The sequence below is a fragment of the Streptomyces sp. KL109B genome (genome assembly GCF_030766935.1).
GTDB lineage: Bacteria > Actinomycetota > Actinomycetes > Streptomycetales > Streptomycetaceae > Streptomyces.
Genome location: NZ_JASERL010000014.1, coordinates 265,584 through 281,346 on the forward strand (window position 1 = coordinate 265,584; position 15,763 = coordinate 281,346).

Annotated in this window: 11 protein-coding genes; 3 read left to right on the forward strand and 8 right to left on the reverse strand. The window is 66.1% G+C overall.

Annotation, left to right across the window (positions count from 1 at the left end; genetic code table 11):
• The first annotated feature begins 53 nt into the window (after positions 1-53).
• A complete protein-coding gene (locus RBJ65_RS35980; RefSeq protein ID WP_306319624.1) occupies positions 54-2,321 on the forward strand; it encodes a bifunctional glycosyltransferase family 2 protein/CDP-glycerol:glycerophosphate glycerophosphotransferase in 2,268 nt (755 codons plus the stop codon).
• Here the strand turns inward: RBJ65_RS35980 and RBJ65_RS35985 are convergent.
• The 7 genes from RBJ65_RS35985 to RBJ65_RS36015 all read right to left on the reverse strand — a co-directional run bounded on the left by RBJ65_RS35985 (position 2,312) and on the right by RBJ65_RS36015 (position 12,713).
• A complete protein-coding gene (locus RBJ65_RS35985; RefSeq protein ID WP_306319625.1) occupies positions 2,312-3,013 on the reverse strand; it encodes a class I SAM-dependent methyltransferase in 702 nt (233 codons plus the stop codon). The genes RBJ65_RS35980 and RBJ65_RS35985 overlap by 10 nt on opposite strands.
• A gap of 38 nt (positions 3,014-3,051) precedes the next feature.
• Positions 3,052-5,013 (reverse strand): glycosyltransferase family A protein, encoded by a 1,962-nt coding sequence (locus tag RBJ65_RS35990; RefSeq protein WP_306319626.1) that lies wholly within the window; start codon positions 5,011-5,013, stop codon positions 3,052-3,054.
• 34 nt (positions 5,014-5,047) lie between these two features.
• Complete coding sequence (locus RBJ65_RS35995) at positions 5,048-6,304, reverse strand: nucleotide sugar dehydrogenase (protein WP_306319627.1); 1,257 nt, start codon at positions 6,302-6,304, stop codon at positions 5,048-5,050.
• Positions 6,305-6,369: 65 nt separating this feature from the next.
• Positions 6,370-8,397 carry a hypothetical protein gene (locus tag RBJ65_RS36000; protein WP_306319628.1) on the reverse strand — a complete coding sequence of 676 codons (2,028 nt, stop codon included), beginning with the start codon at positions 8,395-8,397 and terminating at the stop codon, positions 6,370-6,372.
• Positions 8,397-9,845 carry a bifunctional cytidylyltransferase/SDR family oxidoreductase gene (locus RBJ65_RS36005; RefSeq protein WP_306319629.1) on the reverse strand — a complete coding sequence of 483 codons (1,449 nt, stop codon included), beginning with the start codon at positions 9,843-9,845 and terminating at the stop codon, positions 8,397-8,399. Before RBJ65_RS36005 ends, RBJ65_RS36000 begins: the two co-directional genes overlap by 1 nt.
• 58 nt (positions 9,846-9,903) lie before the next feature.
• Positions 9,904-12,180, reverse strand: coding sequence for a bifunctional glycosyltransferase family 2 protein/CDP-glycerol:glycerophosphate glycerophosphotransferase (locus RBJ65_RS36010; RefSeq protein WP_306319630.1), 2,277 nt, complete (start codon positions 12,178-12,180; stop codon positions 9,904-9,906).
• 218 nt (positions 12,181-12,398) lie between these two features.
• Positions 12,399-12,713 (reverse strand): hypothetical protein, encoded by a 315-nt coding sequence (locus tag RBJ65_RS36015; protein ID WP_306319631.1) that lies wholly within the window; start codon positions 12,711-12,713, stop codon positions 12,399-12,401.
• A 477-nt stretch (positions 12,714-13,190) separates the two neighbouring features.
• On the opposite strand from RBJ65_RS36015, the gene RBJ65_RS36020 reads away from it, so the two are divergent.
• Positions 13,191-14,066, forward strand: coding sequence for a DUF2993 domain-containing protein (locus RBJ65_RS36020; protein WP_306319632.1), 876 nt, complete (start codon positions 13,191-13,193; stop codon positions 14,064-14,066).
• On the opposite strand, the gene RBJ65_RS36025 is transcribed toward RBJ65_RS36020, so the two are convergent.
• Positions 14,063-14,602, reverse strand: a complete 540-nt coding sequence (locus tag RBJ65_RS36025) for a DUF3291 domain-containing protein (protein ID WP_306319633.1) — start codon at positions 14,600-14,602, stop codon at positions 14,063-14,065. The genes RBJ65_RS36020 and RBJ65_RS36025 overlap by 4 nt on opposite strands.
• Before the next feature lie 301 nt (positions 14,603-14,903).
• On the opposite strand from RBJ65_RS36025, the gene RBJ65_RS36030 reads away from it, so the two are divergent.
• The gene (locus RBJ65_RS36030) at positions 14,904-15,284 is read left to right on the forward strand and encodes a hypothetical protein (protein WP_306319634.1); all 381 of its coding nucleotides are present in this window, start codon (positions 14,904-14,906) and stop codon (positions 15,282-15,284) included.
• Positions 15,285-15,763 lie beyond the last annotated feature (479 nt).

Below are 15,763 nucleotides of genomic sequence, written 5' to 3' on the forward strand. Positions count from 1 at the left end.
TACTGAAGGCGCTATATAGTCGCCCGACAACAAACCGACAGGAGTCGCCGCCCATGCCGCGTTTCAGCATCGTGGTCCCCGTCTATCGCGTGCAGGGGTACCTGCGTGAATGCCTGGACTCGGTGGTGGCTCAGGAGTACGGCGACTTCGAGGTGATCGCCGTCGACGACCGCTCACCCGACGACTGCGGCGCCATACTCGACACCTACGCGTCGGCCGACCCCCGCGTCCGCCCCGTACACCTCGAACGGAACGTCGGCCTCGGCCGGGCCCGCAACGCCGGCCTCGAACACGCCGTCGGCGACTACGTCCTCTTCCTCGACGGCGACGACACGCTCACCCCCGGCGCCCTGGCCGCGATGGCCGCCCGCCTCGACGCCACCGCCGACCCCGACCTCCTCGTCTTCGACTACACCCGCACCTACTGGGACGACAGCCGACGCCCCAACAGCGTCGCCCACCTCCTCGCCGAACAGGGCCCCGACGTCTTCCGTCTCACCGACCGCCCCGGCCTCCTCGACCTGCTCCAGGTCGTCTGGAACAAGGCCTACCGCCGCGCATTCCTCACCCAACACGGCTTCACCTTCACCACCGGCTACTACGAAGACGTCCCCTGGACCTACGCCGCGCTGATCACGGCCGAACGCATCGCCGTCGCCGACCGGGTGTGCGTCGAGTACCGCCAACGCCGCCAGGGCGGCAACATCCTCGCCACCACCAGCCGCAAGCACTTCGACGTCTTCGCCCAGTACGACCACCTCTTCACCCACCTCGACACCCACCCGGAACTCGACCCCTGGCGGAACCGCCTGTTCGAAAAGATGGTCGACCACTACCTCACCATCTACACCAAGCCCGACCGCCTCCCCGAGCGGGACAAGGCCGAGTTCTTCCACGAGGCCGCCCGCCACTACCGCACCCGCCGCCCCAACGGCTACCGGCGCCCCGGCGGCGGACGCGGCCACCGCTACGCGCTCCTCGAACGCGACCTCCACCCGGCCATGCGCGCCCTGCACGAAGCGGTGCGCGGCACCCGGGCCGCCCGCCGCCGGGCATCGAACGCCGCCCGCGTCGCCAAACGGGCCGCCATGTCCGCCCACTACCAGGCCGAACTGCGCAGACCCCTCGACCACAACCTCGCCGTCTTCTCCTCCTACTGGAGCCGCGGCGTCACCGGCAACCCGGCCGCGATCGCCGAACGCCTGGCGCAACTCGCCCCGCACATCCGCCACATCTGGCTGACCCGCCCCGACTGCGCGCACAGGATCCCGTCCGGCACCGAGCACGTCATGGTCGGCTCACACGCCTACTGGTCGGCCATGGCCCGCGCCAAGTACTTCGTCAACGACGTCAACTTCGCCGACTCCGTGGTCAAACGTGCAGGCCAGATCCACCTCCAGACACACCACGGCACCCCACTCAAGACCATGGGCCTGGACCAGCGCCGCTACCCGGCCTCCACACACATGGACTTCGAGACACTCCTCAAGCGCTGCGATCGCTGGGACTACGGCATCTCCTCCAACACCCACTCCACAGCCGTATGGGAACGCGCCTACCCCTCGGCCCACACCACCCTCGAAACCGGCTACCCGCGCAACGACGCACTGGCCCGCGCGGGCGCCACCGAAGTGGACCGGGCCCGAAGCGAATTGGGCCTCACCGAGGGCGTGACCGCGCTCCTCTACATGCCGACACACCGCGAGTACGAGGGCACCTTCGTCCCCCGCCTCGACCTCACCCACCTCGCCGAAACCCTCGGCCCCGACACCGTCCTCCTCGTACGAGGCCACTACTTCTACGACTCCGCCCCACAGTCCGGCCAGTTGTGGAGCGAGGGCCGGATCAAGGACGTCAGCGCCCACCCCCAGGTCGAAACCCTCTACCTCGCCGCCGACGCCCTGATCACCGACTACTCCTCCGCGATGTTCGACTACGCCGTCCTAGACCGGCCGATCGTGATCTACGCGGACGACTGGGAAACCTACCGCGCCGTCCGCGGCACCTACTTCGACCTCCTGCACGAGCCACCGGGCCCCGTCGCCCGCACCCAGGACGACCTGGAGCACCTGCTCACCGAAGGCATCTGGAACAGCCCCGAGTCCACCTCGCTCCGCGCCCAATTCCGCCACCGCTTCTGCCAGTTCGACGACGGCCACGCCGCCGAACGCGTCGTACGCCGAGTCTTCCTCGACGACACCACCCCGGTGCCGGTGACACCTCTCAACCAGCGCCCCGTCGCCCCCGCGCCCACCCGCCGGCAGTGCGGGAAGACCAAGCCGGACGAGGTGCCCGGCTTGGAAGCCGAAGGTCAGCGGTAGTCGAGAGTGTGCGTGGCGAGATCCGTTGCCAGCGCACGGAAGTCGACGTTCTGGCGTGGCCGGAGCACGGCCAGCGTCCCTGCTGTCGCTACGTGATCCGTGTAGTTCAGGACGCCGTGGTAATGGCCCCGCTTCCAGAAGTCGTGAAACATGAGCAGCGTTGTCGGAGGACAGCGCACGATGGTCTGCAGTGCGCATGCCACGCGCCACCGCCCATCCACCAGAACAACGTCAGGTACGGCATCCCCGAGTTCGGCCCACGGGATCTGGGAGTAGGTGGGCCATCTGAACGCGTACCTGTCGGACGTCGGCTTCCCCCAAGCGCCGGTCTCCCCGACATCCGCGTGATGGAACGTGACGTCCTTCCCGCCGAGGGAAGGGTGCTCCCTGAGCATGTTGATCCAGGCCAGATCGCTCTCTACGGACACGATTCGCTGGATTCCGGCCTGGGCGGCCGCCACAGTGGAACCGCCGCACCCGAACTCGAGATAGAGATGGCGCCCTGCCAGGTACTCCTTGAAGAGTTTGGATTCCTCTCCAGACATATGGAGGGTGACGGACTGCGCGGATTTTCCGCTGTACGTCTTGTTCGTGGGACTACCTTGCGACGGCGTGACCGGATCGGTCTTGGACGTATTCACCGCGGAGCCCGTCGGGATCTCGGACACTGCGAGAGTGGGGTTCAGTTTCATGGCCTACCTCTCCTAAAGGACAGGGGAAGGGAACGGAATCAGCGGCGGCGGAACCACTGTTGTGACACCTTAGACACTCTCCGCTGCAGACCGATCCACGGCCTGACCGAATCCACTCGAAAGGTGAGAGTGGCGTGGTCGGGGAGAGGCTTTGCGTAGGCGGGCAGGGAGAAGAGCTTCTGCCATCGAATCCCTGTGGGAACCGTCGTTGCGGGAACCAGCCACTCCTCAGACTTCGACGAGCGGTCGGCGCAGACTTTCAGAGACCAACTTCCCCTGCCCAGCCTGTCCATGGGAATAACCGTGGTGAACTCGCCCTGTTGGTGCGGCAGGTCGAGTTCACGTACCGAGCCGCCATGTTCTGTGACGCGAAGGGCGAGGTCGCCGGATCCATGGTGAGCGGGAATGCGGCCGCGCAGCATCAGATTGGTGCCGGACCAGTTCGCGCTGTCCACATGCACGACCCTGGGTGCGGAGTATTTCTGTTCCCCCAGGTCGAGACTCAGATTTCCATGTGGCTGAGTGAAGTACGCGGCCGTGCCCCGGATGCCACCGCAGCCGTTGGACGCCATGTGGAGACAGCGGTTGGTGTTCATCCCGGGAGCCCGGCGGCTGCCGAACCGAACCGTCTTCGTGGCGTCACCTTGTGCGGCCCGGAGGAACACGTACCAAATTCCGTCGCGAAGCGGAGCGCCTTGAGCACACGTGAGGAGATCCACGGTGGCTTCGAAGCGGTTGTCGTCGACGAACTTGGCTTCCGTTGTGTACTCGACTTCGGCGGACCCGCGCTCACGCAGGACCACGGTGACGCGCAGTCCGTCGGTTGAATGGGTCTCCTTCCAGCGGGATTCACCCGTCAGATGAAGTTCCGACCCCGTGAACTCGTATGAGGTCAGGCGGTGATGGAGCGAGAGATGGTCGGTGACGTCTACGCATCGCAGCGGAACGGCGAGGTCCGGGTCGTCAGCATGAGGGAACAGTGCGAGTACCCGATCCTTCTGGAGTGTCACCTCATAGGGCTGCTTTTCACGGGAAAATCCAACGATGTCGCACAGCTGTTGCAGAGTTCCGTGCGCAACGATGTGGTAGTGCATTTGGAGCAGCGGGTGCAAACGTACCGCGATGTTCTCGCTGTAGTGCTCCCTCACCAGATCTGTGATGCGGGCGAAGAGAATCTCTTGTTGTTCCGGGTCGTTTTCTCGCACGAGGTGCCGCAGTACATGCGGCATGTCGATCTGGAAGTGGCGGAGCAGCAAGCTGTCGCGTTTCGGCCCGGCGGGGACCTCGTCACTCAGGAGCCGGCACATCTGCTCCAAGAAGGCGACGCGGGGCATGGCCCCGCCGGAGCGAGTGACGTGCTGCCCGTCGTCGCGTCGCACGGCGTAGTAGCAGTCGTAGTCCGCCACGACCGAGATGCGCTTGGCCCGCAGGTACGCGAGTCCGGTGAAGGGTTGATCCGATCCGTTGGGCAGCTCGACCGGGAAACGCAGCTGGTGCTTCTCGATCAGCGACCGCCGGAACAGCTTGAGGGCACTGAGAGTCCAATAGACCCTGGAGGTGAACAGGTCGGCGTCGGCCTGGTTCTCGCGGAACATGGAACCAGGGACGCCCCTGCCTCCGGCGCCCTTCATTTTTCCCAGTACGACATCGGAGCCGTTCCTCGAGGCGGCGTCCAAGAGTCGCTGCAGGGCTTCAGGGCCGAGGAAGTCGTCCGCGTCGAGGAAGAAGACGAAGCGTCCCTTGGCGAGCTCCAGGCCCCTGTTCCGAGGCGCGGCGGGTCCGCCGGACGCCGGCTGGTGCTCGACACGAAAGACCTCAGGGTGCTGCGCGGCGAAGCGATCGAGCTCGATGCCGGAGTCGTCGGTGGATCCGTCGTCCACGGCGACGACTTCGATGTGCTGGATTCCAATGGTCTGCTGAAGCACCGAATCCAAACACTTGGTGAGGTACGGCATCGCGTTGTGCACCGGAATGATGATGCTGATCTCAGGATCACGCACAGGGATTTCCCTTCTGTTGAGGTGCGTCGGAGGTCTAGAGATGGTCGACCTGAGGTCCTGAGCAGCGGTGCCTTGTGTCGAAGATGTATTTGCCGCTACGGGCTACCAGGTCAAAGTCGAACTCGTCGTGATCGGTGGCGATGACCACTGCGTCGGCATGCGCCACCTCCGATTCCGTCAGGGCGACGCACTCCACGGAGTCTGGCGCCTTGAGGGGATCGATATACGGATCGACCGCGCGTACGTTGGCGCCCATGCCGACCAGCGAAGTGGCGATCGCCAATGCGGGCGATTCACGCGAGTCCCCGGTGTTCTTCTTGTACGCGAGCCCGAGGATCAGGATCCTGCTGCCCTTAGTCGCCAACGAGTTGCGGTTCAGGCCACTGGTGATTCTCCGTACCACGTAGTCGGGCATGTGCTCGTTTACGTCGTTCGCCACGGAAATCATGCGGATCTCCTGCCGGGCTTTCCTCTTGGCCTGCCAGGAAAGGTAGGAAGGGTCGATCGGCAGGCAGTGCCCACCCACGCCGGGGCCCGGAGTGAAGGGCATGTAGCCAAAGGGTTTGGTCGCCGCCGCAGAGACGGCTTCCCAGATGTCCGTCTCCAGATCGCGGGCGACCATTGCGATCTCGTTCACCAGCGCGATATTGACGTGCCGGAAGGTGTTTTCCAGGAGCTTGGCCAGCTCGGCCGTACGCGTAGAGGACACAGGCACGGTCTGGCCCACGATCTTGTCGTAGAAGCCCTTGACGCGCTCGAGGGACGGGGCGTCGATCCCGGATACCAATTTCGGTGTGGTCCCCAGCGTCCAGACGCGGTTTCCTGGATCGATGCGTTCCGGGCTGTAGCCGAGATGGAAATCCACCCCGGCGGTCAGGTCACTCGCATTCTCCAGGAGCGGGCGCAGTACCTGGTCCGTGGTCCCAGGGTATGTGGTGGATTCCAGGATGACCGTGGCCCCTGGGTGAAGCAGCTTCGCGGCCGACCGCCCTGCCTCCATCACGTACTCCAGGTCGGGGGCGCCCTCGACGAGCGGAGTGGGAACCGTGATCACGCAGATGTCGTACCCGGCGGCATCCTGCCAGTCGGTGCTGGCCGAGTAACGTCCGGTGGTGATGGCCTCGACGAGTCTCTCCGAGGGGATATCCTCGACAAACGACTCGCCGTTCGACAGCTGCTTTACGCGTTTCGTGTCCACGTCGATTCCGACTACGTCGAACCCGGCGTCCACCGCACCCATGGCCAGCGGTAGTCCTACGTACCCCTGTCCGATGACAGCTACCTTTTCCATCGGGTCACCTTTTCTTTGAGTCTGAGGGTGGGGTTTCGCAGCGTGAAGTCGATGAGCGTCAAAACTCACCTCGGCTTCGGAGAATGCTTCTCACTGCCCAGCCCCTGGGCTGAACTCTCCAGCGGGGCAGGGATTTGAGTCGCGGGCGGTTCATGAGAGCCGGCGAGTCGACGAACCTCGCGAATGAACCGGTCCATGGGGCCCGGCTCGTCCGGACCGAGCAGGTACTTCTTGAGCTCCAGCCGGTCCTGCGCCAGGTGGTCCGGTGCGTCTCCCACGACGATCCGCAGTACGTCGTCGAGCTCCTCGGCCGAGGGAGAGAGCACGTACGCGCCGACGGCGGCGGTGTATTCCTTGCGGAAAAGGTCCTCGCCGAGTTCCGCGCCGTCCACGATGGCGTAAGGCTTTCCGCTGGCGACGAAATCGGAGACCACGCTGGAGATGTCCGAGATCAATAGGTCGCACTGATTGAAGCAGGAGTACAGGTGCGGGCCGTCGGGTTCGATCACGACGTGCTGGCGGTCGGGCCTGGACTCCCAGTAGAGCCGGTCGCGCCGGGAGGCGAGCAGGGACATGGCCGCGGCATCGTCGTCGTCGAGAAAAGCGTCCCGGGAGCGCTCGGCGGCATCCGCACTGGACCGGCGCCGACCGACTGGATCCCGGACTTCGGCATTGACCGTCGACACCTCTTGCTGAAGGGGGGCGATCCCGGTTTCGTCCACCTCTGTATGCGCCGATGCGTTGGCCTGCTTCAGCAGCTCGGTGATGCGCCAGCTCGCCTCTTTCGCCTCGGGATCACGAGCCCCGGTGTACGGGTGCGGCTTGTAGAGGATCCGGATGTCGAGCGGGGAGTCGAGCAGCCGCTGGACGATCAGTTCGCCGGAGTCGGTCACGGACGTGATCCCTGCGCCGGGCTCCCAGCTCTCCCACGTAGGGGCATAGAGGACAGTGAGCGGCCGATCGGCGGGCCGCAGACCGAGGGACGGCTCGATGGTGGCCAGCTGTGGACGCCCGACTTCGACAATGCTCTCGTCGCGTACACCGACATTGGCGAGGGCCCAGCGGTCCCGGCCGGCCCGTCCCGCCGTCCAGACCTCGTCGTAGACCTTCGCATAGGGGTTCACCGATGCCTGCTTGTCGCTGTCACCGTGGCCGATGAAGACATGTGTCGCGGTCGGCATCCGAAGCATGTGGATGTTGGGCCCGACGTTCGCGGCGTAGAACACCACCCGTACCGTCGAGAAGTCCAGGTTCATCACCAGGTTGGCGTTGGGGACACAGAGAACCGGGATCGGGGTCGGGGCGAGTGCGGCGTGGATGTGCCGATCACGAAGCAGCAGGAGAGGCCGTTCACCGAGACCGGCGAGAGTGTCCAGCCACATGTTGACCTGGTACTCCGAGGACTTCATGCCGGAGAAGTACAGGGCGACCGTGGGCCGGTAGTCCTTCAGCCAGGTGTCGATGTGCTCGATCATGGTTTCGTCCGACGGGGTTCGGCGCGCCCTGAGCCAGGCGTTCACCACCGTCGCGTTGTGCACCACCAGGAGCGTCGGCGTGAGGACGCAACCGACCAGTGCACACCACGCGGCACCGGTCTGTGCGGATACCAACAGGCCGGCGACGGCGAAGACATCCAGGTGGAGGGTCTTCTCGAAGGCCCGCCTCATCACGAGCGATGACGGAGTATCAGGGATGTGCAGCGCGGCCAGATCGATGTTCCTGGTCTCCAGCGGGAGCTTTCGGGCACGTCTGATCCTGCCGAGAAGGAACGACTGAGGCACCTGCAGCACATAGAACAGCGTGAAGACATACACCGCCGCGACGATGGACATCCCCGCCTGGTAAAGCACGCCGAGCAACAGCATTTGACGCAGCGCGAAGCGCAGGGTCACCCCGAGCCGGTTGTTGCGCAGAGAGCGGAAGAGCCGGGTGTTCTTGGCGGAGAGCCGGGCGTCGGCGACGTAGGAGACCGTCGCCAAAGCGGCGAACGCTGGCACCGATCCCAATGGCATGACGACCGCGAGGCCACAGTACGAAAGCAGGAAGGCGCCTGTGGCCCACGGCCGCGGGCCTCGCAGGACGGCTGGCAGCATTAGCGGGACCCCGACGTGTCGACGACGGAGGGCGAGCCGGCGGGATCGAGCCGGACGTCGATGACCTGGCCGGTGCGTGTGGAGAGCAGCACGTCGAGAGAACAGCGGGCCACGGTCTCCGACGTGAGCAGAGAGCCCGTGGGCTCCTCACCGAACGCCTGGACCCGCATCGGAGTCCTGGTGCGCTCCGGATTCACGCAGTTGACGCGAATACCGTCGTTCGCCCACTCGTCGGCCAGCGCCTGGGAGAGGTTCACCATGGCGGACTTGGAGGAGGAATACAGGCTGTACTGGGCTCGGCCACGGGTGTAGCTGCTAGAGGTGTACAGCAGCAACTGGCCTCCGGTCTCGGCCAGATACGGGTGGGCGGCCTTCGCGATCTGTACCGGCGCGAGGTAGTTGACCTCCAAGGCCTCACGGATAACGGAGTCCTCGCAGTCGGTGAGGAGACCGACGCGCAGGACAGCCGCGGTGTTCACCACGTAGTCGATCCGGCCGGCCTGAGCGTGGGCGTCGGCGAGGGCGCGAGTGACCTGCTCGACGTCCTCGACATGTGTGCCGGTGGTGGAGCGCCCATGAGCGAAGACCTGGGCACCGTATCGGCCCGCCAGATCAGCGATGTCGGCTCCGATGCCGTACGAGCCGCCGAAGACGACCAGGGACTTGCCGGTGAGCAGTTTGGTGTACGCGGCCTCGTCACGCTGGCTGGCCACGGTGTGCGAGGCGAGTTGGAAGAGCTTGTCGGCGAGGTGGATGTCGACCGGCTCGGTGACCTTCATGTTGTGCTCGTCGCCGGGAACCACATGGACCGGCACATCGGGCAGATAGCGCAGGACGACCGTGCAGTCGTCGGTCGCCTGGAACGCCGGGTCGCACGACGCCAGTTGATAGGCGGTCCGCAGAGTGGAGAGGCGGAAGGCCTGCGGGGTCTGGCCGCGGCGCAATCGGGCACGTTCCGGCACGTCGGTGATGTACTCGCCGTCGGTGCCGTGGGTGCGCGTCACGATAATGGTGTCGGCGGTCGGGATAGCGGTGTCGACGGCCTGATGGGTGTCGAGAGCCGCCACGCAGTCACTGACGATGCGCTGCGAGAGCAACGGGCGTACCGCGTCGTGCACCAGGATCTTCTGGTCCTGCCCCGCAGGCAGCCGCTGGGTCAGGGACTCGATGGCCCGCTCGGTGGTGGCGCTGCGAGTGCTGCCGCCCTCGAGTACGCGGGTGACCTTGGTGAAACCGGCCTTGTCGATGATCTCCTGGGCCCGGTCGACATACCCCGGTGCCATGAGAAGCAGGATGTCGTCGATGTCCGGAGCCTCTTCGAAGACACTCAGCGTGTGCTCGAGGATGGTCCGCCCGGCGATCTTCACGAATTGCTTGGGCAGGGCGAGACCGACGCGCTGGCCGGTGCCCCCGGCGAGGACGACGGCAGTGGTTCGGGTTGTGGGCATTTCGCTGTGGCTGCTCTTTCCGGAGGCGGTGGGTGCGGCTGCGGTTCCTGGGGGACTGTCAGCTCTCCTGGGAAGGGGAGAGTGGAGCCGCCGACTCCTGCTGGTGGTGGTGTACGGAGGTGCGTGGTCGGTGCCGTGGCGCGGACTGCGGCAACCTTTGTTCGTCCGGAAGTTCGGGTGCCGACACCCCCGCGCCCTCCTCCAGGAACACCCTCCGCACCACCCGCTCCGTCGCACCCCCGTCCTCGTACGGACAGAAGCGCGCGCGGAAGTCGGTGCGGAGCTGGGTGGAGCGGGAGCCGTTCCAGTGGCCGGTGGCGAGGATGTCGACGAGTTCGTCCTGGGACTGGGCGACCGGGCCCGGCGGGAAGGCGCGGATGTCGAAGTACGTGCCGCGGGCCGCCTCGTAGGCCGCGTGGTCGTCCGTGAGCAGGACGATCGGACGGTCCAGGGCCGCGTAGTCGAACATCAGGGACGAGTAGTCGGTGATCAGCGCGTCGGAGGCCAGGCAGAGTTCCTCGACCGCGTGATGGTCCGACACATCGATGACGCGCGGGTGGAGTTCCGTCGCGCTCTCGTCCGTGGTCGCCAGATAGTGGGCGCGGGTCAGGACGACGTACCGCGGGCCCAGACTGCGCGACAGCCGGGCGAGGTCCAGGCGGGGCGTCTGGGTGCGCTCGTAGTCCCGGTGGGTGGGGGCGTACAGGAAGACGGTCGCGCCGACGGGGATGCCGAGCAGTTCACGGGTGCGGGCGCGGTCGGTCTCGGTCGCCCTCGCGAAGACGTCGTTGCGCGGATTGCCGTACTCGAGGGTGGTGTACCCGGCCGGGTACACACGCTCCCAGATGAGGGTGGAATGCCGGTTCGCCGAGAGGCTGTAGTCCCACTTGTCGACGTTCTTCATGAGCGTCGCGAAGTCCATGCCGCCGCCCGCCGCCGGATGGTCCTGGAGGTCGAGGCCCATCTTCTTCAGCGGTGTGCCGTGGTGGGTCTGCAGCAGGACCTGACCGGGGCGCTTACGCAGCCTGCGGTCGAAGTTGACGTTGTTGACCAGGTACTTGGCGCGGGCCAGAGCCGTCCAGTACGAGAACGTGCCGGGGGTCAGACGGCGGGTTCCGGTCGGCACGGTGTGGGTGTACGCGGGGCGTGCGATCCAGGCCGTACGCATCGAGGGGACGAGGTCGCGCACGGCGGACTCGATCGCCGCGGGACTGCAGGAGTAGCCGCGGTTCCAGTAGGCCGAGAAGACCGCGAGATCGTCCTGCACGGGCAGCCGGCACTGGACGCGGTAGTGGAGCTGCAGAGCCGCACCGCGCGCCACGTGGGCCGAGCGTCTGAGGCGGCGCAGGGCGTGTGCCAGGGCCTTGCGCACCCCTGTGATGACGCGATACACGCGATGCGCGCCCAGGCGGACGAGGCCGTGCCGCAGCCGGGTCGGACGCTTCACCGGACCGCCCGGAGTGCGGTAGCGGGCGTAGTGGCGGCGGGCACGGCGGAGGAACTCCGCGCGGCTGCCGCGAGGGAGCCGGCCGCGGGTGGTGAAGATCGTGCAGAAGTGGTCGACCATCCGGCGGAACAGCACCGCCCGCCAGCGGTCGCCGAGTTCCGGGTGCTGATCGAGAAACGCGAAGACCCGGTCGTACTGGTCGAAGACGTCGAAGTGTCTCGTGCTGATCGTGGACAGGATGTTGCCCTGGCGGCGCTGCCGGTAGTGGACACAGACCTGGTCGAGGGTGGCGATGGAGTCCGCCTTCATCAACGCCGGGTACGTCCAGGCGGTGTCCTCGTAGTAGCCGGGAGGGAAGGTCAGGCCACTGTCGGCGAGGAACTCGCGGCGGTACGCCTTGTTCCATACGACCATCAACAGGCGCATGAGCGAGGGGCGGTCGGCGAGGGGGAAGGGCTGCGGGCCCGACTCGTCGAGCAGCTGCGCGTACTGGTTGCGGACCAGGCTGCCGTCCCAGTGTGCGCGGGCGTAGTCGTAGATCAGGACGTCCGGCTCGCCGGTCTCCTTGATCCGGTCGGCGACGGCGGCGAGCGATCCGGGGGTGAGGGTGTCGTCGCTGTCGAGGAAGACGACGTAGTCCCCGCCCGCCCGCGCGAGCCCCGCGTTGCGGGCCCGGCCGAGGCCGACGTTCTGCGGGAGGTGGACGACCGTGACACGCGGGTCACGCGCCGCGTAGGAGTCGAGGATCTCGCCGCAGCCGTCCGGCGAGGCATCGTCGACGGCGATGAGTTCCAGGTCGGCGTAGGACTGGCCGAGCACCGAATCGAGGCAGGCGTGGAGGTACGCCTGAACCTGATACGCGGGGACGATCACACTGAACCGGGGCAAAGACGTATCCAGTCGGCTACGAAAACAGGGCATGTACCCATGGAACGACAAAAAGGGAATTGAGTTACGTTTTGCGTAACATTCGGCGGTTCGTGGCGTCGCCGAGATGGCCCCCTACGCGGCTGCCCAGGCGCCCGAAGCATGGAACGGCCCCGGCGGATGTCCCGCCGGGGCCGGTCACGAACGACTGATGCCAGATGTCAGATGGCAGATGTCAGTCAGTTCCGGGTCAGGGTGTAGGAGAGCTGGTAGTTGGCCTCGTCCTTGGTGAAGTGGAGGATGCCGCTGCCCTCCTCGGAGAGTGTGTGGGAACCCAGGAGGTCGTCGCGGTCGCCGGGGAGGGCGTCGGCCTCGCGAAGCGTGACGGTGACCTCGCCGTCGAAGACGTGGTACGCGTCGATGGGGTACTTGTCCCCGTCGCGCATGCGCGGCAGCAGGATGTTCTCGCCGTTCACGTCGAGTCGGGGGTCGTCGTGGGTGGTCCAGTCCTCCTGCGCGACACACTTCAGCGTCTTCAGATGGATGGTGGGCATGTTCTCGTCCCCGTTTCTTCCGAGTGCTTCTTCCGATCGAGCGCCCGTCGGCCGGACTCCCGAACTCCCGTATTCCTGTGTTCCCGTACTCCCGCAGGTAAGCACCGCGAGCGACGGACGCTCCCACCCAGCCGCCGGGTCGCCACGCAATCTTCACGAGCGACCCACAGCGGCAGGTCGGCGGCAGGTCGGCGGCGAGCCCGACAGCCGCTGGTGACGGTGTCACGGACCTCGACGAACTCGTCGACGCCCGCATGGAGTTGTACGGAGTTGGGTGTGGCGGGGGTCGTGTGTTCGCATATGGGGATGATGGAGAACGGACGTTCCGAAGACTCTGCGGCCCTCGTCCCCGGCAGCCGCACCGCAACTGAGGAACCGGGCGGCAACGCCGAGACCCGACCCGGCGACCCGACGCCGACCCCGAAGCCCCGCCGCTCCCGGGTCCGTACGACAGTGAAACTGGGTCTCTGCCTTGTCGTGGCGCTCGCATTCCTCGCGCTCGGCGACCGCTGGGCCGTGCTCTACGCACAGAACATGGCAGGCAAGAAGGTGCAGGAGGCGCTGAAGCTGCACGCCGCACCCGAGGTGCACATCGACAGCTTCCCGTTCCTCGCCCAGGCCGCCATGGGCAATATCGACCGCGTGGAGGTCAACGTGCCCCACGTGCCCGCCGGGCCCGTCTCCATCGCCCAGGTGAAGGCCTCCGTCGACGACGTCCGGATCGTCGGCAACCTCCCCACCTCCGTCAAGGGCGCGGTCCTGAGCAAGGTCAACGGAGACGTCTTCCTCGACTTCGCCGACCTCAACCGCGAAGTCGGCGCGTCCCAGGTGAAGTTGGCCCCCGGCAGCGGAACCAACACGGTGCAGGCCAAGGGCGACCTGCCGGTGGCCGGCAAGCAGGCCAAGATCCGGGCCCACGCACATCTGCAACGTACCGGGGAACACGGCCTGCGCCTCTCCGTCGAGGACACCCGGCTCGTCGTGCCGGGCCTGCTCACCTACACCCCCGGCAAGGGTGGCGGCCTCCAGCTGACCACGTCCGCCGTCGACACGATGGACGAGCACGCGGTCGAACAGACCACAGGCCAGCGACTTCTGCCGGGCACCCCCTTCAAGGGGGGCGCGCTGGACACCCTGACCGACCACCCCGAACTCCTCAAGCCCGCCGGCATCGACCCGTCGCTCATCGAAGGCCTGCGGAAGGTGCAGGAGCCGAAGGTGGCACAGAAGATGGAATTCTCGGCCCGCCTCCCCAAGGACCTCCCGGGAGACCTGCGGCTGCGCGGAATCACCGTCACCGACGAGGGTATCCGCGCCCAACTGACCGGCAAGGACGTCCCGTTGGGCGGCTAGGACCCCCGGCCGTCGGCCGTCGGCCGCGACACGTCGGCGAGTACGTGGTTCAGCGCTCTGCCGGGATGGGGGGCGGGGGCCGAGGCCGGGGCGGGGTGGGGGTCGCGGAAGGTGAACGCGTGGGGGCCGGGGCCGTGTTCGCGTATGTGGGCGACGCGTTGCATGGCTTCGGTGACGCTGGGACGGTGCCCGGCCGGTACCCACCACAGGGCCTGGTAGGCCTTGGTCATGCGCTGGAACCAGGCGCGGCGTTGGGTGAGAACGCGCAGGTGATCGCTGTGGTAGGTGAAGTTCCGCAGTGCCTCCACCGATTCCCAGACCGAGCAGTTGATCAGGAGCAGGTCGTCGTGGCCGTCGGGCCGGAAGCCGGTGGCGTCCGCACCGGCGTCGTCGACCATGCGCCATACGAAGCCGGGGCTGCGGTCGGCGAGTGCGTTGATCACGGGTAGCTGGTCGACGAAGCCGGCGAGTTCGGGTTCGGTGAGCGGGGCGACGAGGCGGCCGATGTTGACCTGCGCCAGGTGAAAGCCAGTCATGGGCTCAGCATGGCCGAGCCCGCTTCTATAGTCAACGATCACTAGTTTTAGAAACTGTTCCGGTTCCCGCCACGAACTGTGCTCCGTGACCGATGCCGTGGTCGGGTCCGCGATCCGCTGGGGTGTTGCGGTGGGTGTTTCGGAGGCATCCATTTGGCCAATGGCCCTCAACTACTCACACGAAGCCAAATCACCTCTCGGGCATCTGAGTTCCCGTATGAGTACCCGTACTCAGGAGACCGTTCCTGTCCCGGTATGACCCTGGTGATACGAGCACAGCACCTCAAGGGAGGAGAACGGTATGCGTACAAGCAGCAAGGTGGCCGTCGGCGTAGGCGCCGCGCTCATGCTCGCGGGGCTCACCGCGCCGACCGCGACTGCTGAAGGACTCGCCCCGGCCGCAACGGCGGCCGGCAGCCAGAGCCAGCCGCACGCGGGGGGCGGCGTGGAGCCGATGAAGGGCATCGCGTGGTCCGGCCTTCCCTCGTGCGCGCGCCACGGTTCGCTGTCCACCTCGGGGGTCACCGACCACCTCAAGGTGTCGAACAACTGCAGCTACTCGGTCAAGTACCACGTGAAGCTCGACTACGCCTCGGACTACTGGGAGACCCTCAAGCCCGGCTGGTACTTCACGGACAGCTGGAAGTACCCGTCCGCGCTGGACGAGATCAGCAACCGGTAACCCGGCGGCAGGACAAGGCGTGACCCACCGCTAGGGCGTACGTGGGCGAAGGCAGGGCCTCTCGGCAACTCGGAGATGCGAATCGACCGAGCAGCAGTACCGGGAGGCCCTGCTCTTTGCGTGTGATGCACGCAGCGCTGTCGCGGACGGATTTTTCAAAAGGATGTTCATCATGATGGTGCCCTTGTCGCGGGGTGCCGCGAGTCCGCTCGGTGGCGGGCAACTACTCCGCGACACTTGGCGCTACTCACATCAAGAGTGTGTGCTGTAGCAAAGATAACTCGGAATGAGGTGCGGCCTCAACATCTCTATGGCTCTGGATACTTCGCCCTTGAAGGGCGTTAAAAGGCAGTGGATTAACGTCAGTTAGGGTATTCTGGGGTCAGCCAGTTTGTTTGAGGGTGGAGGTGGATGGAATGCCGGACAGAACACGCGAGTTCGGAAAGTATGGTGCCCACGGAATCAAGGGCAGTGAGGCC